This is a genomic window from Flavobacterium psychroterrae, from assembly GCF_018380615.1.
GTDB classification, from domain to species: domain Bacteria; phylum Bacteroidota; class Bacteroidia; order Flavobacteriales; family Flavobacteriaceae; genus Flavobacterium; species Flavobacterium psychroterrae.
Genome location: NZ_JAGYVZ010000005.1, coordinates 105,101 through 125,712 on the forward strand (window position 1 = coordinate 105,101; position 20,612 = coordinate 125,712).

The following is a 20,612-nucleotide window of genomic DNA, read 5'->3' on the forward strand; positions in this document are numbered from 1 at the left end:
GGCATTATTTTACAAAATAAAAAAAAAAAAATTAACTACATTAATCAGTAGGGCAACTCAAATTGCCTAAACGCAAATTAAAACAGAATGACCGTAGATTTATTACTAGGATTACAATGGGGAGATGAAGGTAAAGGGAAAATTGTTGACGTTCTTACCTCTAATTATGACATTATTGCACGTTTTCAAGGTGGACCAAATGCAGGACATACATTAGAATTTGACGGAATTAAACATGTATTAAGAACCATTCCTTCTGGAATTTTTCATAAAAATTCAATAAACATCATCGGTAATGGTGTTGTAATAGATCCGGTAGTTTTTCAAAAAGAAATTGAAGGTTTAGCCAAGTTTAATCTTGACATCAAAAATAAACTTATCATTTCAAGAAAAGCGCATTTAATTTTACCAACGCACCGTTTATTAGATGCAGCATCTGAAGCATCTAAAGGAAAAGCGAAAATTGGTTCTACTCTTAAAGGAATTGGACCAACTTATATGGACAAAACCGGTAGAAACGGTTTACGTGTTGGAGATATTGAACTAGAAGACTTTAAAGAACGCTACAGAGCTTTGGCAGACAAACATGAAGCAATGATTGCTTTTTACGATGTCGCAATTCAATACAACTTAGCAGAACTTGAAAAAGAGTTTTTTGAAGCTATCGAAGAATTAAAAAAATTAGATTTTATTGATAGTGAAGAATATATCTACCAAGCTCAAAAAGCAGGTAAATCTATTTTATGCGAAGGCGCACAAGGTTCTTTATTAGATGTTGATTTCGGAACTTATCCTTTCGTAACTTCATCAAATACTACTGCTGCCGGAGCTTGTACTGGTTTAGGAATTGCTCCTAACAAAATCAAAGAAGTTTACGGAATTTTTAAAGCTTATGTTACACGTGTTGGTAGCGGACCATTCCCTACTGAACTTTTTGACGAAGTTGGTGCAACTATGGCAAGAGTTGGAAACGAATTTGGATCTGTTACAGGAAGACAAAGACGTTGCGGTTGGTTAGACCTTGTAGCGTTAAAATATGCTGTTCAGGTAAACGGAGTAACGCAGTTAATGATGATGAAAGGCGATGTTCTTTCAGGATTCGAAACTTTGAAAGTTTGTACTGAATACAATTATAAAGGACAAAACATTTCTCACTTTCCTTATAACATCGAGCCGGAAAACGTAACTCCTGTTTATAAAGAATTTAAAGGATGGAAAGCTGACTTAACTGGATTGACAACTTACGATCAATTACCTATCGAGCTAAAAGAATATATTGAGTTTATTGAAGCAGAAGTTGGAGTGCCAATTAAGATTGTATCTGTTGGCCCGGACAGAAAGCAAACAATAACAAAATAATACATCTAAACGCTCTGATAACCAGAGCTTTTTTTTATACAAAACATTTCTAATTATGAAAAATCCAGAAATTAAAGTTACTGATACAAAGTTATTATCAGACAACTGGTACATATTAAACAAAGTAACTTTTGATTATCAAAAGAAAGATGGTAAAGTAGAAACTCATATTCGCGAAGTTTATGATCGCGGAAACGGAGCTGCTATATTATTATACAACACTTCTAAAAAAACAGTCGTTTTAACAAGACAATTTAGATTGCCAACTTATCTTAACGGAAATAAAACCGGAATGATGATCGAGGTTTGTGCAGGACTTTTAGATCAGGACAATGCAGAACAAGCTGTAATTCGCGAAACGGAAGAAGAAACTGGTTACAGATTAAAAAAAGTGGAGAAAGTGATTGAAACTTATATGTCTCCAGGATCTGTTACAGAGATTTTATATCTTTTTGTTGGGGAATATGACGAAACCATGAAAGTAAATGAGGGCGGTGGATTAGATGCTGAACAGGAAAATATTGAAGTTCTCGAATATACTTTTGATGAGGCTTATGCGATGATCGAATCCGGTGAGATCACAGATGCTAAAACGATTATGTTATTGCAGCATGCAAAAATAAAAAACCTGATTTAGCAAAATAAAAATGTGAATATGATGTTTGGTTGAGGTACAATTCCAATAATGAATTGGACTGAATCTTATAAAAATAAGGATAGACAGTTTGGATATGTTTTATTTCAAATGAAGTAAATGAAAATCAAACAAACTAATCAAGAAATTGTGTAAGCAATTTTCGTGATGATTAAAATAACTTTACAGTAATAAAAAACCAGTTTATGAAAAAGTTATACTACACATCAAATATCATTCTAGTATTAGTCTTAGTTTTATTAGGTTCATGTAAAAAAAATGAATCAACTGAAACTAAAGAAAAAGCAAAACCAAAAAAAACAATTGAACATACAAAGCCAAAATCGGTTTCATACCATTTTGAAAAAACGAAAGAATGGCTAAAAGCAAACGAATCTGACAGTGCAAAACTTCATATTGCCTATGCACTAAACAGAACTGATAAAGCGAATTTTGCAAAAATGGATTCTGTAGTAATTCCTGCAGATTTTACCGGAGATTTAGTTTATTATCTTCCGTTTCCTTTACATGTAGCCGCTTTAGAAGAAGTTTCGAAAGTGATCATTTTCTCTTATCCCGCTCAGGCATTTGCTGCTTATGAAAATGGAGAATTAGTTTATACCGGTCCTACAAACATGGGAAGAAAAAAAGATCCTACTCCAACCGGATTATTTTTTACCAATTGGAAAGCGGAGAAAACCACAAGTACTTTCAACGACGAATGGGACTTAAAATGGAATTTTAATATCGAAAATAAATTAGGCGTTGGTTTTCACGAATATGAATTACCTGGTTATCCTGCTTCACATTCATGTTTAAGATTACAGGAAAACGACGCAAAATATCTTTATAAATTTGCCGATGAATGGATTCTTAAAGACAAGGAAAATGTAAAAGTAAAAGGAACTCCGGTTATTGTTTTTGGAAGTTATCCTTTTGGTGAAGCAAAACCTTGGTTAGCTTTAGTTAAAGACCCTAAAGCGTTAGATATTTCAGAAGACGAAATAGAAACCCAAGCCAAACCTTTTATACAACAAATTCTAGACAATCAAAAAGTTAGGGAAGCAGAACAAACTACTACTGCGACTCCATAAACATATATATTTTTATCTAAAAAAGCTGCTATTACATTTTTGACGAATTGTATTAGCAGCTTTTTTATTTTGAAGGTTCAAAGTTACAAAGGTTCAGAGGTGCAGAGGAACGAGGTTATTTAGCTAAAGCTATTTTACATTATTTTCATTGTAACCTCCAACTAAACTCAATGTCATTTAAGATTTTTCAAACTATATTTTCAAGCAAAGTGCAGTTTTGAATTGCCTCCAGCTTTAGCTGGAGTTTACATAAAATCAATCCGAATGGTTTTAGCCAAAAATTCGTGATTTGGCTAAAGCCATCTTATTGTGCTTATGAAACACCTCCAACTGAAGCGGGAGCTAGTCAAAAGCTTGATTTAATGATATTGAGTTAAAGCCTGATGCAATCTAACCTCAGAACCTTTGCTCCTTTGCTCCTTTGAACCTTTGAACCTTTGCTCCTTTAAACCCTTAAACCTTAAAACTTTTTTTTAATAAGTAAGCGAACGTTCATTTATTTATTATATATTTGTATCAGAATTAATCGTAATTATGAGAACAAGAGATACAAATAAAGAGGAAATTGTAAAACAAAAGGCAATTGAAATGCTGGTTTCACAAGGTGTTGAAGGTTTTGGAATGAATAGGTTAGCAAAAGAATCCGGAGTTTCAGTGGCGACGCTTTATATCTATTATTCTGATAAAGAAGATCTAATTCGGAAAATTGGAATTGAAATTGGAAAAAACTTTTTTGAAGAAATGTTAGTCGGATTTTCTTCTGAGATGTCTTTTGTAGACGGTTTACGAAAACAATGGGAAAACCGTTCTAAGTTCGCTATTATTTTTTCTCTGCAAACTACTTGTTTTGAACTCCTGAAACATTCTACTTACGGAGATGCAATTTTAGCAGAAATTACAACAGATTTTAAACAGCAAATGTCATTATTCATTACTAATGCCATCGAAAAAAAAGAACTTCTTCCTATTACATTCGAAGTTTTCTGGAGTATTGCTTATGGATCACTTTATTCGCTTTTAGAACTCCACAGAGAAGGAAAATCCATGTCCGGAAAACCTTTTGTGCTTACCCAGGAAATTCAAGATGAAGCTTTTAATCTGGTTATAAAAGCTTTGACCCCATAAAAAATCAATTTCAATATCAATGGCAATTGCAATTGCAAAATTCAATGTCAATTACAATTTGAATTTAATCACTACAATATCAATTAAATAAAATCATATGAATACTTCACTTATAAAAAACAAAAAAATTGCTATCATTGGCGGTGGACCTGTTGGTTTGACAACAGCGAGAATTTTACAAATTAACGGTGCTGACGTAACAGTTTACGAAAGAGACCTAAATGCACAAGCCAGAACTTCTGGTGGAACACTTGATATTCATTCTGATTCAGGACAAAAAGCAATTCAAAAAGCTGATTTAATGGATGATTTTTATCGCTACGCAAGACCAACAGGAGAAAAAATGGCAGATATGCACGGAAATATAACTTCGGAAGAAATGCCTACTGAAGAAAATGCTTATTCAAGACCTGAAATTGACAGAAATGATTTGAGAAAAATCATGCTCGAAAATCTTAAACAAAATACTGTGGTTTGGGACAGTCAATTGACTACTATTGAAAAAGTAGAAGATCAATATTATTTAGAATTTAAAAATGGTACAAAAGTAACCGTTGACTTTGTAATTGTTGCCAATGGAGGAAGGTCAAATGCCCGAAAATTCGTTACCGATAAAGAACCTCAACTTTCAGGAACGTATATTATTCAGGGAGAAATTGAAAATCCGGATCGTGATTATCCTGAATATAAACTTAAATATGGTGACGGAAATGTAATGGCAATGGGCGAACAAAAGATGTTTTATTCTCATACATTACGTGACGGTTCTGTACACTTTGGTGTTTCATTTAAAGCAGATGAAAATTGGGTTTTAAATAACGGAATTGACTTTGAAGATAATGCTTTGGTTATTTCATTTTTAAACGAAAAATTTAAAAATTGGAATGAAGATTATAAAAAATTCTTTGCCGTTTCTACTGATTTTACAGGATTGCCATTGCGTTTATTCTCTTTAGAAGAACCTTGGAAAAAACATTCAAATATCACGCTTGTAGGTGATGCAGCGCATGTTATGCCTCCGTTTGCAGGCGAAGGTGTCAATATGGGTCTGATGGATGCATATCAATTAACCGAGAATCTAACCAATGGCGAATTCAAAACTCTTCAGGATGCAATTGATGATTATGAACAAAAAATGTTTGGTTATGCTTTAGAAGCGCAACGTACTACATATCAAATGGAGGAATTACTGCATTCTGATGTTACCACCGAAAAAATCCTAAACAGCCGCGGTGGAGTTTAACATCATGCAAATCTTAAAAATTAATTCTAATTTTTTAAAAAAATCAACTTCCATTGTATCGTTAGTCAATTTTATTTTAATATTTTAGTTCCCCGAAGCTTCGTACATCAGCAGAAGCAATTAAAAATAAAAAAAATGGTAAAAAAATTAGTTCTTCTTTTTGTATTATCAAGCTTTGCTATGACAGCGCAAAAAAAAAATGACTCAAAGTCAAAAACTTACGTTAGCCGAAAAGAAACTTATCAAATTAAATACAATCTTGATCATTGGATAAAAAGTGAAGAACCTTCAACTAATTGGGATGCGGAATTTCATGATAAATACAACGTTGTAAATGCTTATTTTAGCGAATATGATTATTTTATTACTGATAAAAGTTTAAAAAGCACTATCGAAGAGCAATACAAAGATGTTGGTGAAATTAAAAATCTGAAAATATTTAAAAAGAAAATCAACGGTATTACGGTTAATTATTTTACTTGTGATTTAGAATACAATGATTACTTATATAAATATCAAGGTTTTACTTGTAATGGAAAAGGCGGTTCGATACAAATACAATACGGCGGTCAGGCAGAAGCAATTGAACTCAACCAAAGTAGTATTGATGAATTAAACAACAGTATTTCAGCTATAATCAATTAATAAAAAAGGCATAAGAAACTAAATCTTATGCCTTTTGTTTTATATTGAAAACTAAAAATTATCTTGAATAATTTGGAGCTTCTTTTGTAATTGTAACATTATGTGGATGACTTTCTGTTATTCCGCTTGACGTGATTCTAACAAAACGCCCGGTTTCTTGTAAAGTCGGAATATCTTTTGAACCACAATATCCCATTCCGGCGCGAAGACCTCCAACAAACTGAAGCATACTTTCGTTCAATTCTCCTTTGTAAGGAACACGACCAACGATTCCTTCAGGAACTAATTTTTTAACATCGTCCTCAACATCTTGAAAGTAACGATCTTTTGATCCGGTTTGCATAGCTTCAACAGAACCCATTCCGCGGTATGATTTGAATTTTCTTCCTTCGAAGATAATAGTTTCACCCGGAGACTCTTTTGTTCCTGCTAATAATGAACCTAACATTACACAGTCAGCACCTGCAGCGATTGCTTTAGGAATATCTCCTGTGTAACGAATTCCACCATCAGCAATAACCGGAACTCCGGTTCCTTTGATAGCCGCAGCTACTTCAAGAACTGCTGAGAATTGTGGGAAACCAACACCTGCAACTATACGAGTTGTACAAATAGAACCAGGTCCTATTCCTACTTTTACTCCATCTGCTCCATTTTCAACTAAATATCTAGCTGCTTCCGGAGTTGCAATGTTTCCAACAATTACATCAATATTTGGAAATTTTGATTTTATTTGTTTTAATGTATTTACAACACCTTCTGTATGTCCGTGAGCTGTATCAATAATGATTGCATCTACTCCTGCCGCCACTAATGCTTCTGCTCTTTCAACAGCATCACCAGTTACGCCAATTGCAGCAGCAACTCTTAAACGACCAAAAACATCTTTATTTGCGATTGGTTTTTGAGTCAGCTTTGTAATATCTCTGAAAGTAATTAAACCAACTAGTTCATAGTTAGCATTTACTACCGGTAATTTTTCGATTTTATGTCCTTGTAAAACTACTTCGGCTTGTTCTAAAGAAGTTCCTTCGGCAACAGTAACTAAGTTTGTACTTGTCATTACCTCGGCGATTGGTCTTGCTCCGTTTTTTTCGAAACGTAAATCACGATTTGTAACGATTCCTTTTAGGATTCTGTTTTCGTCAACGATTGGGATTCCTCCAATTCCGAATTCTTTCATTGCATTTTTTGCATCTGCAATTGTTGAATTCATTGGTAAAGTTACCGGATCAATAATCATTCCTGATTCAGCACGTTTTACTTTTCTAACTTTCGCAGCTTGTTGCTCGATCGTCATATTTTTATGTAAAACGCCTATTCCGCCTTCCTGTGCCATAGCAATTGCCATCGAACTTTCGGTAACGGTATCCATAGCAGCTGATACTATTGGAACGTTTAATGTTATATTTCTAGAAAATTTTGATTTGATACTCACTTCGCGAGGAAGCACATTCGAGTAGTTAGGTACTAATAATACATCGTCGTAAGTTAAACCTTCGCCGATAATCTTGGAGTTGTGTGCTATCATGTTGCAATTTGTAGTTGAATTGCGTGCAAATATAGTGAATAAATTGGAAACTTGATTACTAACTTATTCATAAAATTAACTTAACAGGAAATGTCTATCAAAATATAATAAAGATTAAATTCCAATTTTTTAAATTCCAAATTCCAAGTCAATTCGAACGTCAACAATTGGAATTTGGAATTTATTATTTGAATTTTGAAAATTTACTCTTCAGAATCCTGAAAAACAAAATTGAAGCCGAATTGAAATGCGATACTATTGGCTTTCGAAACATCTTTGTATTCGAGGACATTATCGACGAGAAGATACATATTGAGTTTCCCCAGTGTACCTGAAATTCCAAGACCTATGTTTTTATTTGAATAAGAATCAAATGTATAAGTGGCTTTAACATCTAGTTTCTCGAAAATGCTTCGTTTGTAAAAAGCGGTTAAAGCAACGAAAGGTTGTACCGGCATTGACGTGATAAACAATTGTCCTCCAACTGCGTTTACATATTTTCTATTGATTTTTCCTTTGCAGTTGCAATCTCCGTTATAACGTGATTCGCCAAATGAATATTGAAGTGAAGAATAGAATTTTGTTGGTCGCCAAGTGGTGTATTTATTGTAAAGTGTGTCTCGCAGAATGGCTTTATCAAATTCATCAAAGATATTTTCCGGTTGATTTGAAGGATCAAAACCAGGATTTACACCTTGATAATTATAGGTTCCTTTATACGTTAATGTTTCAATATCTTTGGTATGTCTGATAAAACCAAGATCAACAATACTTGCCGTAAATTGAAGGTTTTCTTTGAAATAATACGTAAGTCCGGCATCAAGTCCAAGACCTAAACTTCCGTTAAAGAAGGTATTATGAACGATATCTTTTGGAATACTTCCGTCGTATTCGTCTTTTGTAAAAGTGGCAATTCCTGAGGTTTTAAGTTCTAAATTTGAAGCAATCACCTGATTATAAACATTAGGCGTTCCCGGGTTTTGACCTGTATAAATAAATCCTGAATTTTTAGTCGATGTTGCATTTGCGCCACTTGAATATAATTTTGCACGACCTCCTAAAACTAGTTTTTCATTTAGTTTTTTATGAAATCCAACATGAAATACTGAAAGAACTTCGGCTCTAACGTTTAAATCAGCTATATTGAATGATTTACCTATATAATCGCGATTTCCGTCTAAGGCTAATATTGCAAGATCTTTAGGAACATACATCAAAAAATCAAATTCCTGATAAGCACCAAATGAAATATAGGATTGACTTTCTTTTCCTCCTACTCTAAATCCGCCAGAAAATAATTCAAGTTGCTGATTGACCTGAGTTTTGTCTTTGCTGGAAGAATTATTAATCACATTGCGAACTTTGTCATTAAAATCAACTCCATTATTAGCAAATAAATCATAAGCCGAAAAACTGCTGGAACCCAAATTTGCTGAAACTCCTGATAAAACGGGAACACCAAAATAGAATTTATACGAAACATCAGCTCCGGGATTTACGAGTGACGATTGCGGAATGGATGTGAAATTATACAGCACTTCTTTGTTTTGAGAAAAACAGGAAAGTTGAAAAGCTACGATTAAAATCAGATATATCTTTCTCATTCTATCTCCATATAAACGGTTGCACCTGAACGCAATTTTAAATTGCCTGTACTATTTTGATCTAATGGAGGTCCTAGAGCCATTCTAACAAAAAAGGCTAATTTAACTGTTCTTTTTAAAAGATCTAATCTTTGATTTTCAAATACTTCGGTAGGATATTTTATAGTATTTGGGCTTCCGGAATAGGCAGGAATTGGATATGAGTCCGTTTCAAGTATTTGATTGTTAGCATCAATAAGCGCAATATCTACAGTAAAAGCTCTTATTATGGTGTTTTCAATTTCAAAATCAAGCTCGGCTTTTACCAGATTATCTCTAAAAAATTTCTCTTTAAAAGCATCAAATTCCTCTTCATCAAATGCTATTTGTCCGTCGCCACCATTTGCAAATTGAGTCGCAGGCACGTTAAAATAAGCAAGATTTGCTACAAACACAGGTTCTAGTTTTAGATCTTTAGTCTGATCAAAATCCAGATCGCTTGAGCACGAAAAAAACAAGATTGATAAAAATAATATTTTAGAAAATCTCTTTACAAAATTTACTTTCATAGCTAATATGTATCTAAATAACAACAACGTTATTTTGTTAGTACTTATTATCTGCACAATAGTAAATATAGTAATTTTCTTAGTTTTATCAATGAAATTTACCAAACAATTTTGAAGCTTCGTTATAAGCACTTTCAAAACTTAAGGAATTTAGTCCTGTTGATTTTTTATTAGAGGTAAAATAAGAAATTAATTTTTCGGTTGGCATATTTCCCGTTAGCTTATCAGTTGCCATTGGGCATCCGCCAAAACCCTGAATTGCGCCATCAAAACGGGTACAACCTGCTTTTGATGCTGCATCTATTTTTTCAAACCAACTATTGGGTGTGGTATGCAAATGTGCTCCAAACTCAATCTCTGGATATTTGGGAATTAAATTCGAAAAGAGATGTGTAATAACTTCGGGCGTTGAACTGCCCACGGTATCTGAAAGTGACAATATTTTCACTCCCATTCCGGCAAGTTTTTGGGTCCATTCGCCTACGATTTCAACATTCCACGGATCTCCGTACGGATTCCCGAAACCCATCGAAAGATAGGTAACGACTTCTTTATTTTTTTTATCGGCGATTTCCAGAATTTCTTCTAAAGTTATTAAAGATTCTGCTATGGTTTTATGGGTATTTCGCATCTGAAAATTTTCAGAAATGGAAAAAGGAAATCCTAAATATTGAATTTGCTGATGTTCTGCTGCTAACGTTGCACCTTGTGTATTGGCAATAATCGCTAACAATTTACTTGTAGTCTGCGATAAATCAAGTTGTGCCAAAACCTCGGCCGTATCCTGCATTTGCGGAATCGCTTTTGGAGATACAAAACTCCCAAAATCAATGGTATCAAACCCTACTCTAAGCAAAGCTTGTATATATGTAACCTTGTTTTTAGTGGGAATAAAAGTTTTGATACCTTGCATAGCATCACGAGGGCATTCGATAATCTTGATTTCTTTATTCAAAGCTTATTCTTTAGTGAAGGCTAAGTTAGTTTCTTTTTTAAAGAAATAAAAGTTAATAATTTTCTTAATTATACTATTACACCATATTGTAATAAAATATATTATTACATAAAAACGTAATTATAATAATTATTACATATATTTGTAATATAAAATTAAATTATTTTTAATTATATTTGAATATGACAAGCGTAATCACTGGTGATATTATTGGGTCAAGACAACAGCCATCAAAACATTGGGTTGAAGATTTGAAAAAAATCTTGTCTCCGTTTGGGGAAACACCAAGTCAATGGGAAGTTTACAGAGGCGATGAATTCCAGATTGAAATTAAAGATCCGGAAGAAGCACTACTGTCGGCTATTTTAATAAAAGCACATTTAAAAGCTTTAAAATTAGATGCCAGAATGAGTATTGGTTTTGGCGATAAAACGCATAATGCCGAGAAAATTTCCGAAAGTAATGGTTCTGCTTTTATAAATTCAGGGGAACTTTTTGAAACTTTAAAAAAACAAAAGGTAACTTTAGCACTGAGAACGGGAGATACTATTGTTGATGAAAAATTGAATTTGATGCTACAACTGGCTTTGACTTTTATGAACAATTGGCTTGCTCAACCTGCCGAATTTGTAGCCGTTGCAATTGAAAATCCTACTTTATCGCAAGAAGAATTGGGACAAAAATTAGGCATTAATCAAGCCGCAGTCAGCCGCAGACAAAAGCGGGCGCAGTTTGAATTGGTAATGAATTTAGATCGTTATTTCAGAACACAAATAAAACAACTTACAACGCTATGATTTTATTTATAAAACTACTTTTGGCACATTTATTAGGCGATTTTATATGGCAGCCCAACTCTTGGGTGACGGATAAGGAAGCTAAAAAACATAAAAGTATTTATTTATATTTTCATATTCTTTTGCACGGAGTTCTGGCGGCAATTTTGGCTGGAGAAATTCGGTTTATACCTTACGCCATTTTAATTGCCGTAACGCATGGCATTGTAGATTTGGTTAAACTGAATTTTCAGAAAACAAAGACAAAACGTACCTGGTTTATTGTGGACCAAATTTTACACATTTTAATTTTAATTGGAATCGTATTACTTTATAAGGATGAACCTCTAAACTTTCTTTGGTTTAATAATCAGCTTTGGATTTTAATAACCGGTATTCTATTGATTACTAAGCCAACTTCGATTTTTATCAAAACCATTATTTCGATCTGGAATCCGGAAAGCCAAAATAGTCACAATGATAATTCGCTCGCTACTGCGGGAAATTATATTGGAATATTGGAACGCTTATTTGTATTCTGTTTTATACTAACAGGACATTTTGAAGCAATAGGATTTCTATTGGCCGCTAAATCTATTTTTAGATTTGGAGATTTAAAAGAAGCCAAAGACAGAAAACTTACCGAATATGTTTTAATTGGTACTTTAATCAGTTTTGGAACTGCAATTATCGCGGCATTAATTGTTCAGGCGCTGCTTTTACAATTGCTTTAGAATCTTTTTATTAATTGCTTTTATCAAAGCCGGACCTTCATAAATAAAGCCTGTATATAATTGTACCAGACTTGCTCCTGCGTTTAACTTTTCGATAGCATCATCTGCAGAATGTATTCCTCCTACTCCAATAATTGGGAATGCTTTATTGCTTTTTTCCGAAAGAAAACGAATAACTTCAGTCGAACGTTTTGTCAATGGTTTACCGGACAAACCTCCCATTTCAGCCTTATTATCAGATTGTAATCCGTCTCTTGAAATCGTCGTGTTTGTTGCAATAACACCCGCAATTTGAGTCGTTTTTACAATATCAATAATATCTAATAATTGCTCGTCTGTAAGATCCGGAGCAATTTTTAAAAGTATTGGTTTTATTTTTTGAGTGCTTGTTTTCTGCTTTTCTACATTTCTGTTTTGCAACGTTTGCAACAAAGCTGTTAACGGTTCCTTGTCTTGCAAAGCCCTTAAATTTGGTGTATTGGGCGAACTTACATTCACTACAAAATAATCTACGTGATCAAATAAAGCATCAAAACAAATTGTATAATCGTCTACGGCATTTTCGTTTGGAGTAATTTTATTTTTTCCAATATTTCCTCCAATCAAAACTCCAGAATTGTTTTTTAAACGTTCTACAGCTTCAAGGACTCCTCCATTATTAAAGCCCATTCGGTTAATAATTGCCTGATCTGCTTTTAAACGAAACAAACGTTTTTTAGGATTTCCTTCCTGACCAACCGGTGTTACAGTTCCTATTTCTATAAATCCAAAACCAAAATCAGAAAGCTCTTTATATAATTTAGCATCTTTATCAAATCCTGCGGCAAGACCAACCGGATTTTTGAATTTAATACCGAAAACTTCACGCTCTAAACGAGTATCTTTTACCTCATATATGGATTTTATAATTGATGAAACTCCGGGAATTTTTGAAATGAATTTAACAAATGAAAAAGTAAAATAATGTACTTCTTCCGGATCAAACCAAAAAAGTATAGGGCGAATTATCAATTTATACATAAGAGTGTTGTGTGTGTTTTTTCGGTTGCAAATTTAATTATAATACTTCAGACAATTATAAACTAAAATGAATTTTTATTTTTTACTATTATTCCTATTTTTTTTATAATTTTAATATACTTAAAATACTGAAAATGAAAAGCATAAAAAAAACTCTTCGACAAATAGCACTTATATGTTTAATGGGATCATTTTTTTTGATTTCAATTGATAGTATCGCCCAACGTCGTGGCGGTGGTGCAGCACATAGAGGCGGTGCAACGCAGGCAAGACCCGTTCAGACAAGACCTGCGAACCAAACAAGACCAGCCACTCAAACAAGACCGGGTTCTAATGGTGCAGGAGTAAAAAGACCTGCCACTACAACCAGACCTGCTTCGACCGGTAATAAAGCCACAAGACCATCGACTGTAAACCGAACAAATAATAGAAACTCAAATACTGTAAACAGAAATAACACAGGAAACCGAAATACCAATATTAGCGGAAATAATATTAATCGAAATGTAGACAGAAGTCGCGATATTACTATAAACAATAACAGAAACACAGTAGTACGAAGAAATACAGTAGTTGTTTATGCACGTCCGCCATATCGATACGGCGGTTACAGATACAACGCATATCATCCTTATTACTTTCATCCTTACACTCCCTATTATTGGGGACCAGTTTGGCATCCCTGGGGATTTTTTGCCGCCACTTTAGCCGTTACAGCAATTGTTGTTAGTGTAGAAAGTACTCAATATCATTATGATCAGGGAGTTTGGTATGCACCGTCAAGCGGAGGCTATACTGCCGTTCCAGCACCTGTAGGAGGAACAGTCAATAATATCCCAAATGGTGCAGAAACAGTCAATACCGGAACCGTAAATAATTATTATTACGGAGGAACCTATTATGAAAAAGATGGAAGTTCCTATAAAGTTGTACCTCCAACTGCTGGAACATTAGTGGATAATTTGCCCGAAGGTGGTGAAGAAGTTACTATTGGCGATGTCAAATATGTGAAATTTGGAGAAACTTACTATCAACCCGTTCAGGTTGATGGCAAATCTAAATATGAAGTTGTACTTGTTGAAGAAGATAAATAAATTATAGTAACTTTACCAAACTAATAGGATTTAATAAAGTGATTTTTTTAACTCTATTCATGCTATGAAATAAGTAATTTTTCTATAAATTCGTATTAATTTTCTTTCAAAAAAAATACTAGATTAAAATCATTTACAATGAAAAATAAAACATATTGGATTATCGCTATCCTCACAATTTCCATTATTTCAATTGCTTATAGTTATACTAAATTTGTTCCTGACAAAAAGCTCAGCGCAATGGATTGCGCCGAAATTCCAAATGCATCTGATGCTTCGTTATTTAAGCCTACAATCGAAAATAAAAACAGACCTCCGGCAAATAAAACACCTAAAGGAATGGTATGGATTCCCGGTGGAGAATTTTCTATGGGAAGCAATGTTGAAGATGAAAGTTTATGCAGCATAAAAGGAGTTACAAAAGATGCGGCACCAATTCATCAAGTATATGTTGATGGTTTTTATATGGATCAAACCGAAGTGACAAACGAGCAATTTGAAGCTTTTGTTAATGCCACAGGCTATGTAACGTTAGCCGAAATAAAACCAACTCATGAGGAATATCCTGATGCGCCACTAGAAAATTTAGTTGCCGGATCAGCTGTGTTTTCCCCTACTCCTGCTGATGTGAATTTAAATAATTATATGCAATGGTGGACTTACATTAAAGGAGCAGACTGGAGACATCCTGAAGGTGACGGAAGTTCTATAGAAGGCAGAGAAAAATATCCTGTTGTTCAAATTTCGTTTGACGATGCTGCCGCTTATGCAAAATGGGCGGGTAAAAGATTACCTACTGAAGCAGAATGGGAATTTGCTGCTCGCGGCGGAAAATCAGGACAATTGTATGCCTGGGGAAATACATTAAAACCCAAAGGAAAATTTCAGGCTAATATCTATCAGGGACATTTTCCGGTTGAAAAAGGAGACACTGGCGAAGATGGTTATATTGGTATTGCCCCTACAGCAAAATTTGAACCCAATTCATACGGACTTTATGATATTGGTGGGAATGTTTGGGAATGGACAAACGATTGGTACACCGCAGATTATTATACTGTAATAAGCGAGAAAGGTAAAGTAACAAGAAATCCTCAAGGTCCGGAATCATCATACGATCCGGGAGAACCAAACTTGCCTAAAAAAGTACAGCGTGGCGGATCATTTTTATGTACAGATCAATATTGCACGCGCTATATGGTAGGGACCAGAGGAAAAGGAGATTATAAATCACCGGCAAATCATATTGGTTTTAGATGTGTTCAGTAAGATTTTTTTAGCCACGAATTGCACAAATTTTCACTAATTTTTTAATAACCAATTTAAAATTAATGATAGATTTTACAAATTCCATTTTAATATTTAAATCAAAATTTGTGAAATTCGTGAAATTCGTAGGGAACATTTTTTAAATTTTCCATAATTTACAGCCGTAAAACGCCTGATTATTTGCTTATATTTGCTAAAAATTAAACAAATGCAACATATTATAGATCGTTTTATCAGTTACGTAACTATTGATACCGAATCAGATCCAAATTCGCAAACAACTCCAAGTACAGAGAAACAATGGAACCTTGCCAATAAATTAGTCGAAGAATTAAAAACAATTGGTCTTGAAGATGTTACTATAGATGATAAAGCATATATCATGGCTACTTTACCAAGTAATGTAGATCATGAAGTTCCTGTAATTGGTTTTGTTTCACATTTTGATACATCACCGGATTTTAGCGGAGCAAATGTAAAACCTCAAATTATTACCAATTACAACGGAAAAGATATTGTCTTAAATGCAGAGAAAAACATTATCTTATCTCCAAATTATTTTAAAGATTTACTTCAATATAAAGGTCAAACAATTATTACAACTGACGGAACTACTTTGTTAGGTGCTGATGATAAGGCAGGAATTACAGAAATTGTTTCTGCAATGGAATATTTAGTTCAGCATCCTGAAATCAAACACGGAAAAATCAGAATTGGTTTTACGCCTGATGAAGAAATTGGTCGAGGAGCACATCATTTTGATGTAGAGAAATTTGGCGCACAATGGGCTTATACTATGGACGGAAGCCAGATTGGAGAACTAGAATATGAAAATTTTAATGCAGCGGGAGCAAAAATCACTTTCAAAGGAAAAAGCGTTCATCCTGGTTATGCCAAAGGAAAAATGATCAACTCAATGTTGATTGCTAATCATTTTATAAATGAACTTCCAAAAGATGAAACACCTCAGGAAACTAAAGGTTACGAAGGATTTTTTCATGTTCATCATTTAACCGGAAGCATTGAAGAAACGGTTTTAGAACTAATAATTCGTGATCATAACAAAATCAAATTCGAAAAAAGGAAAGATTTAATTGGTAAAATTGCCAAAAAAATCAACAAGAAATTTGCCAAACAATTTGGCGAAGATATTGTAATTGCTGAAATTAAAGATCAGTATTACAATATGAAAGAAAAAGTACTTCCTGTAAAACATATCGTTGATATTGCCGAAAAAGCAATGAGAGAATTGGATATAAAGCCAATCATAAAACCTATTCGTGGCGGAACTGATGGATCACAATTGTCTTTTATGGGATTACCTTGCCCTAATATTTTTGCAGGCGGACATAACTTTCACGGAAAATACGAATATGTTCCCGCAGAAAGTATCCAAAAAGCAACTGATGTTATTGTAAAAATTGCAGAACTTACTGCTATTCCAGGCATTTTTGATATTGCTGAAAAACCTAAAAGAAAAAGATAACAAAAAAATAAATTCAGAAATTTAAGATTTTGGGAGGAAAAATTCTCAATTTTAATTATGAATCTTTGTCAAAGTTTTACAACTTTGACAAAGATTTTTTTTCGCATTCTCATTTCGATAGAGCAGAAATGATAAATTGTGGTTAATCACTCCTTTATAAGTAAAGCATTTTGTGAATATATTGTGTACCAACTTTTATCGAGTCACTTGCGGAGATTCTTCGTTACTCATGATGAGATACTTTGTGATTATTTTAGGTGTCTACTTTATCTATTAACTAATTTTATTTCTCTTTTTCCAAATAAAAAATTGAATAAAAAAATCCCAAACTCCAATAATTAATTGGAATTTGGGATTTATATTTTTATCTGGAATTTCTGAAAAAAAGTTACGCTTTTTTAACCGAAGCTGCGCTCATTTCCATAGAAATTGCAGAACGCTCAATTTTTAATTTTCCAGACATTGTTTCGATAACTGCACTTGTTTCAGCAAGTTCAACAATTTTACCGTGAAAACCACTTTTAGTAATTATCTTATCACCTACTTTTAGGCTGCTTTCAAATTCTTTTTCGTTTTTCGCTCTTTTTTGTTGTGGTCTGATCATGAAGAAATACAGTACTACAAACATTAGTAAATAAGGAGCAAATTTCATTAAATCTTGCATAGTATTCAGTTTTTTATTTTTGTTATTAATATTTTTTCTCTTCGACTTAAGCTCAGAGTGACATCATTGGAATTTGTAATTTAAAAATTTGAGATTTCCCAAAAATTACATTAAACCTCTACCAACTTTAATCATCTTTTTATTAGCAGTAAGTTCCTTAACAAGGTTATCTAAAATTCCGTTGATAAAAATACTGCTTTTTGGCGTAGAATATTCTTTTGCAATTTCTAAATATTCGTTAAGAGTTACTTTTACAGGAATCGATGGAAATTTTAAAAATTCGCAAATAGCCATTTTTAAAATAATAGTATCAATTTCAGCAATCCTTTCACTGTCCCAATTTGGAGTTTTATCGTCGTATTCTTTTGCAAAAATAGTTTCGTTTAAAACTGTTCTTCTGAACAAATCTTTAGCAAAATCTTTATCCTCAACATCTTTATACAATTTTGGCACTCTAAAATCGTCCGGATCTTGTGTTTTAATCGCTTTAAGTTGCTTAACAATGTGCGTATTTACAACAGGAATATCATCAACCCATGTTAATTTATCATCTTCTAAATACTCATATAATTTTTCATTAGGAACAATTACATCAGCAAATAAATCAATTACAAATTGTCTGTCTTCTTCAAAAGTATTTACCGAAGTACTCATGTATTTAGCATACAAGTCACTTGCTTTAATATCATTTAAAAGTAAAATGATATAATCATCATTCAAAGACCAGTTGTTGATTTTACGATTTTCTAAAGCAATACTAAGTGAATTACTTTCGGCAAGAAGTTGAAAAATTTTGTTGTTGATGAACTTTTCGTTCGGTTTACGTTCTGCAGCAGTTGCAAGATGTTTTTTGCTTGATAGATGTAAAAAAACAGATTCTTTTTTGCAAATTTCAATCAATGAAGAAAGCATTATAAGATATAAGTCCTGAATATTATCAATACTGTAAAAAAGGAATTTCTCTTCTTTTTCCAGATTATCAGAACCGCTTTGATGCATTGCATAAATGGATTGCATTACTTTAACGCGTATGTGTCTTCTATTTACCACCTTGTAAGAACATTTAAAAATTAGTCTGCAAAATTAGGAATTTCAATCCTGATATTAAAATTAATTCGTAAAAAAGTCACAGTATTCAGTCTCAGTTTTCAGTATTACTCAATTAAGTCTCAGTTTTCGGTCGCAGTACGAAGTGATTTGGAAACCGAATAAAAAAAGTCCCAGTATTCAGTCTCAGTTTCAGTATTACTCAATTAAGTCTCAGTTTTCGGTCGCAGTACTATTACTCAATTAAGTCTCAGTTTTCGGTCGCAGTACGAAGTGATTTGGAAACCGAATAAAAAAAGTCCCAGTATTCAGTCTCAGTTTCAGTATTACTCAATTAAGTCTCAGTTTTCGGTCGCAGTACGAAGTGATTTGGAAACCGAATAAAAAAAGTCCCAGTATTCAGTCTCAGTTTCAGTATTACTCAATTAAGTCTCAGTTTTCGGTCGCAGTACTCAGTGATTTGGAAACCGAATAAAAAAAGTCCCAGTATTCAGTCCCTGTTTACATTGCAAACTGAGACTGAATACTGGGACCGTAAACTGTAAACTAATAATTATTTCTTAGCAGCATTTTCAATTCTTCTCAAATCGATACGATTTTGAGCGATTGTAAGAGCAGCTTTATGTGTCGTCATTCCGTTTTTCACAGCATAATCGATAATTTCTAAAGTAGTATTATAGATATTTTCGGTTTTTGTCATGATTTCAGCCTTACCATAATGCTCTAATTCAGCATAAACATTGATTATTCCACCAGCGTTGATCAAGAAATCCGGAGCATAAAGAATACCTCTTTCCTGTAATCTTGCACCGTGAACATTTTCATCAGCTAATTGATTGTTGGCAGCACCAGCAATAACTTTCGCTTTAATTTTGTTTACTGTGTCATTATTAATTGTTGCTCCCATTGCACACGGCGCATAAATATCAACATCGGCAGCGTATAAATCGTCTCCTGCAAATATTGTTGCGTTATATTTTTGAGCTACTTCGTATAATTTTTCTTCATTGATATCAGCAATAGTAACGATTGCTCCTTCTTTAGTTAAATACTCCACTAAAGCTTCACCAACGTGACCAATTCCCTGAACCAAAACTTTTTTACCGTCTAAAGCATCAGTACCAAACTGACTTTTAGCAGCAGCTTTCATTCCTAAATAAACACCGTAAGCAGTTATTGGCGAAGGATTTCCTGAACCACCTCTTTCTTCAGAGATACCCGTAACATAAGGCGTTACATCTCTAACAGTGTCCATGTCTTTCGTTTCCATTCCAACATCTTCAGCAGTAATATATCTACCTCCTAAAGAGTGAACAAACTCACCAAACTTGCGCATTAATTCAGGTGTTTTTTGCGTTTTAGCATCACCAATAATTACCGCTTTACCTCCACCAATATTTAATCCGGTAATAGCTGATTTATATGTCATACCTCTTGAAAGACGCAAAACATCGTTTAGAGCTTCCCATTCGGTATTGTAATTCCACATTCTTGTTCCGCCTAAAGCTGGACCCATAACTGAATTATGAATACCAATAATTGCTTTTAAACCTGTATCTTTGTCATTGCAAAAAACAATTTGTTCGTGATCATCAAATGAAAGTTGACCAAAAACAGGATCCATTTTTTGAAGTTCCTTTGCAGTTGCGAAAGTTGCATCCATAGCGCTAGTTTTTATTTAGTTATAAATTGTGAATTTGTCAAAAAGACTTCTCAAATTTATATAAAAAATGTACATGTGCTAATTTTTTATCTTTAAAATAACAATATAACAATCGTTTTGT

General features: G+C 33.4%; 19 protein-coding genes. 11 read left to right on the plus strand and 8 right to left on the minus strand.

Features of this window, described 5'->3' with window-relative positions; genetic code table 11:
* The first annotated feature begins 87 nt into the window (after window positions 1-87).
* The 6 genes from KHA90_RS07355 (at window position 88) to KHA90_RS07380 (ending at window position 6,100) form a co-directional block, all read left to right on the plus strand.
* Window positions 88-1,359: an adenylosuccinate synthase gene (locus tag KHA90_RS07355; protein WP_213297002.1), complete on the plus strand. Its 1,272-nt coding sequence runs from the start codon at window positions 88-90 to the stop codon at window positions 1,357-1,359.
* A gap of 55 nt (window positions 1,360-1,414) precedes the next feature.
* On the plus strand, window positions 1,415-1,996 hold the full coding sequence (locus tag KHA90_RS07360) for an NUDIX domain-containing protein (protein ID WP_213297005.1): 582 nt from the start codon (window positions 1,415-1,417) through the stop codon (window positions 1,994-1,996).
* A gap of 203 nt (window positions 1,997-2,199) precedes the next feature.
* The gene (locus KHA90_RS07365; protein WP_213297006.1) at window positions 2,200-3,087 is read left to right on the plus strand and encodes a L,D-transpeptidase; all 888 of its coding nucleotides are present in this window, start codon (window positions 2,200-2,202) and stop codon (window positions 3,085-3,087) included.
* Between the two features lie 534 nt (window positions 3,088-3,621).
* Window positions 3,622-4,212, plus strand: a complete 591-nt coding sequence (locus KHA90_RS07370) for a TetR/AcrR family transcriptional regulator (RefSeq protein ID WP_213297009.1) — start codon at window positions 3,622-3,624, stop codon at window positions 4,210-4,212.
* A gap of 97 nt (window positions 4,213-4,309) precedes the next feature.
* A complete protein-coding gene (locus KHA90_RS07375) occupies window positions 4,310-5,455 on the plus strand; it encodes an FAD-dependent oxidoreductase (protein ID WP_213297011.1) in 1,146 nt (381 codons plus the stop codon).
* A 135-nt stretch (window positions 5,456-5,590) separates the two neighbouring features.
* On the plus strand, window positions 5,591-6,100 hold the full coding sequence (locus KHA90_RS07380; protein ID WP_213297013.1) for a hypothetical protein: 510 nt from the start codon (window positions 5,591-5,593) through the stop codon (window positions 6,098-6,100).
* Between the two features lie 58 nt (window positions 6,101-6,158).
* Here the strand turns inward: KHA90_RS07380 and guaB are convergent, their stop codons facing one another.
* From guaB to KHA90_RS07400, 4 genes are all read right to left on the minus strand, one after another.
* Window positions 6,159-7,631 carry an IMP dehydrogenase gene (guaB, locus tag KHA90_RS07385; RefSeq protein ID WP_213297015.1) on the minus strand — a complete coding sequence of 491 codons (1,473 nt, stop codon included), beginning with the start codon at window positions 7,629-7,631 and terminating at the stop codon, window positions 6,159-6,161.
* A 203-nt stretch (window positions 7,632-7,834) separates the two neighbouring features.
* On the minus strand, window positions 7,835-9,235 hold the full coding sequence (locus tag KHA90_RS07390) for a DUF5723 family protein (RefSeq protein ID WP_213297018.1): 1,401 nt from the start codon (window positions 9,233-9,235) through the stop codon (window positions 7,835-7,837).
* Complete coding sequence (locus KHA90_RS07395) at window positions 9,232-9,783, minus strand: hypothetical protein (protein WP_213297021.1); 552 nt, start codon at window positions 9,781-9,783, stop codon at window positions 9,232-9,234. The genes KHA90_RS07390 and KHA90_RS07395 overlap by 4 nt, the downstream gene beginning before the upstream one ends.
* A gap of 88 nt (window positions 9,784-9,871) precedes the next feature.
* On the minus strand, window positions 9,872-10,738 hold the full coding sequence (locus KHA90_RS07400; RefSeq protein WP_213297023.1) for a hydroxymethylglutaryl-CoA lyase: 867 nt from the start codon (window positions 10,736-10,738) through the stop codon (window positions 9,872-9,874).
* A 182-nt stretch (window positions 10,739-10,920) separates the two neighbouring features.
* Here KHA90_RS07400 and KHA90_RS07405 point away from each other — a divergent pair, with 182 nt between their 5' ends.
* Together KHA90_RS07405 and KHA90_RS07410 are read left to right on the plus strand one after the other, a co-directional pair.
* Complete coding sequence (locus KHA90_RS07405; protein WP_213297025.1) at window positions 10,921-11,535, plus strand: SatD family protein; 615 nt, start codon at window positions 10,921-10,923, stop codon at window positions 11,533-11,535.
* On the plus strand, window positions 11,532-12,248 hold the full coding sequence (locus KHA90_RS07410; protein WP_213297027.1) for a DUF3307 domain-containing protein: 717 nt from the start codon (window positions 11,532-11,534) through the stop codon (window positions 12,246-12,248). The genes KHA90_RS07405 and KHA90_RS07410 overlap by 4 nt, the downstream gene beginning before the upstream one ends.
* Here KHA90_RS07410 and KHA90_RS07415 read toward each other — a convergent pair.
* Window positions 12,234-13,268: a quinone-dependent dihydroorotate dehydrogenase gene (locus KHA90_RS07415; protein WP_213297029.1), complete on the minus strand. Its 1,035-nt coding sequence runs from the start codon at window positions 13,266-13,268 to the stop codon at window positions 12,234-12,236. The genes KHA90_RS07410 and KHA90_RS07415 overlap by 15 nt on opposite strands.
* A 134-nt stretch (window positions 13,269-13,402) precedes the next feature.
* Between KHA90_RS07415 and KHA90_RS07420 the strand changes: the two genes are divergently transcribed.
* The 3 genes from KHA90_RS07420 to pepT all read left to right on the plus strand — a co-directional run bounded on the left by KHA90_RS07420 (window position 13,403) and on the right by pepT (window position 17,117).
* A complete protein-coding gene (locus KHA90_RS07420) occupies window positions 13,403-14,362 on the plus strand; it encodes a DUF6515 family protein (protein ID WP_213297031.1) in 960 nt (319 codons plus the stop codon).
* A 138-nt stretch (window positions 14,363-14,500) separates the two neighbouring features.
* A complete protein-coding gene (locus KHA90_RS07425) occupies window positions 14,501-15,631 on the plus strand; it encodes a formylglycine-generating enzyme family protein (protein WP_213297033.1) in 1,131 nt (376 codons plus the stop codon).
* A 208-nt stretch (window positions 15,632-15,839) separates the two neighbouring features.
* The gene (gene pepT, locus KHA90_RS07430; RefSeq protein ID WP_213297035.1) at window positions 15,840-17,117 is read left to right on the plus strand and encodes a peptidase T; all 1,278 of its coding nucleotides are present in this window, start codon (window positions 15,840-15,842) and stop codon (window positions 17,115-17,117) included.
* Between the two features lie 388 nt (window positions 17,118-17,505).
* On the opposite strand, the gene yajC is transcribed toward pepT, so the two are convergent.
* The 3 genes from yajC to KHA90_RS07445 all read right to left on the minus strand — a co-directional run bounded on the left by yajC (window position 17,506) and on the right by KHA90_RS07445 (window position 20,491).
* A complete protein-coding gene (gene yajC, locus KHA90_RS07435; RefSeq protein WP_213297039.1) occupies window positions 17,506-17,781 on the minus strand; it encodes a preprotein translocase subunit YajC in 276 nt (91 codons plus the stop codon).
* A 105-nt stretch (window positions 17,782-17,886) separates the two neighbouring features.
* Window positions 17,887-18,798 carry a transcription antitermination factor NusB gene (gene nusB, locus KHA90_RS07440; RefSeq protein ID WP_213297042.1) on the minus strand — a complete coding sequence of 304 codons (912 nt, stop codon included), beginning with the start codon at window positions 18,796-18,798 and terminating at the stop codon, window positions 17,887-17,889.
* 583 nt (window positions 18,799-19,381) lie between these two features.
* Complete coding sequence (locus KHA90_RS07445; protein ID WP_317197381.1) at window positions 19,382-20,491, minus strand: Glu/Leu/Phe/Val family dehydrogenase; 1,110 nt, start codon at window positions 20,489-20,491, stop codon at window positions 19,382-19,384.
* Between the last annotated feature and the right edge of the window lie 121 nt (window positions 20,492-20,612).

Excerpts from the sequence above, each read along its gene's own strand:
- pepT (WP_213297035.1), top strand. The coding sequence starts at position 15,840 with ATGCAACATATTATAGATCGTTTTATCAGTTACGTAACTATTGATACC.
- KHA90_RS07375 (WP_213297011.1), top strand. The coding sequence starts at position 4,310 with ATGAATACTTCACTTATAAAAAACAAAAAAATTGCTATCATTGGCGGT.
- KHA90_RS07425 (WP_213297033.1), top strand. The coding sequence starts at position 14,501 with ATGAAAAATAAAACATATTGGATTATCGCTATCCTCACAATTTCCATT.
- KHA90_RS07410 (WP_213297027.1), top strand. The coding sequence starts at position 11,532 with ATGATTTTATTTATAAAACTACTTTTGGCACATTTATTAGGCGATTTT.
- KHA90_RS07370 (WP_213297009.1), top strand. The coding sequence starts at position 3,622 with ATGAGAACAAGAGATACAAATAAAGAGGAAATTGTAAAACAAAAGGCA.
- KHA90_RS07365 (WP_213297006.1), top strand. The coding sequence starts at position 2,200 with ATGAAAAAGTTATACTACACATCAAATATCATTCTAGTATTAGTCTTA.
- KHA90_RS07405 (WP_213297025.1), top strand. The coding sequence starts at position 10,921 with ATGACAAGCGTAATCACTGGTGATATTATTGGGTCAAGACAACAGCCA.
- guaB (WP_213297015.1), bottom strand. The coding sequence starts at position 7,631 with ATGATAGCACACAACTCCAAGATTATCGGCGAAGGTTTAACTTACGAC.
- KHA90_RS07445 (WP_317197381.1), bottom strand. The coding sequence starts at position 20,491 with ATGGATGCAACTTTCGCAACTGCAAAGGAACTTCAAAAAATGGATCCT.
- nusB (WP_213297042.1), bottom strand. The coding sequence starts at position 18,798 with ATGCAATCCATTTATGCAATGCATCAAAGCGGTTCTGATAATCTGGAA.
- KHA90_RS07355 (WP_213297002.1), top strand. The coding sequence starts at position 88 with ATGACCGTAGATTTATTACTAGGATTACAATGGGGAGATGAAGGTAAA.
- KHA90_RS07420 (WP_213297031.1), top strand. The coding sequence starts at position 13,403 with ATGAAAAGCATAAAAAAAACTCTTCGACAAATAGCACTTATATGTTTA.
- KHA90_RS07415 (WP_213297029.1), bottom strand. The coding sequence starts at position 13,268 with ATGTATAAATTGATAATTCGCCCTATACTTTTTTGGTTTGATCCGGAA.
- KHA90_RS07360 (WP_213297005.1), top strand. The coding sequence starts at position 1,415 with ATGAAAAATCCAGAAATTAAAGTTACTGATACAAAGTTATTATCAGAC.
- yajC (WP_213297039.1), bottom strand. The coding sequence starts at position 17,781 with ATGCAAGATTTAATGAAATTTGCTCCTTATTTACTAATGTTTGTAGTA.
- KHA90_RS07380 (WP_213297013.1), top strand. The coding sequence starts at position 5,591 with ATGGTAAAAAAATTAGTTCTTCTTTTTGTATTATCAAGCTTTGCTATG.
- KHA90_RS07395 (WP_213297021.1), bottom strand. The coding sequence starts at position 9,783 with ATGAAAGTAAATTTTGTAAAGAGATTTTCTAAAATATTATTTTTATCA.
- KHA90_RS07390 (WP_213297018.1), bottom strand. The coding sequence starts at position 9,235 with ATGAGAAAGATATATCTGATTTTAATCGTAGCTTTTCAACTTTCCTGT.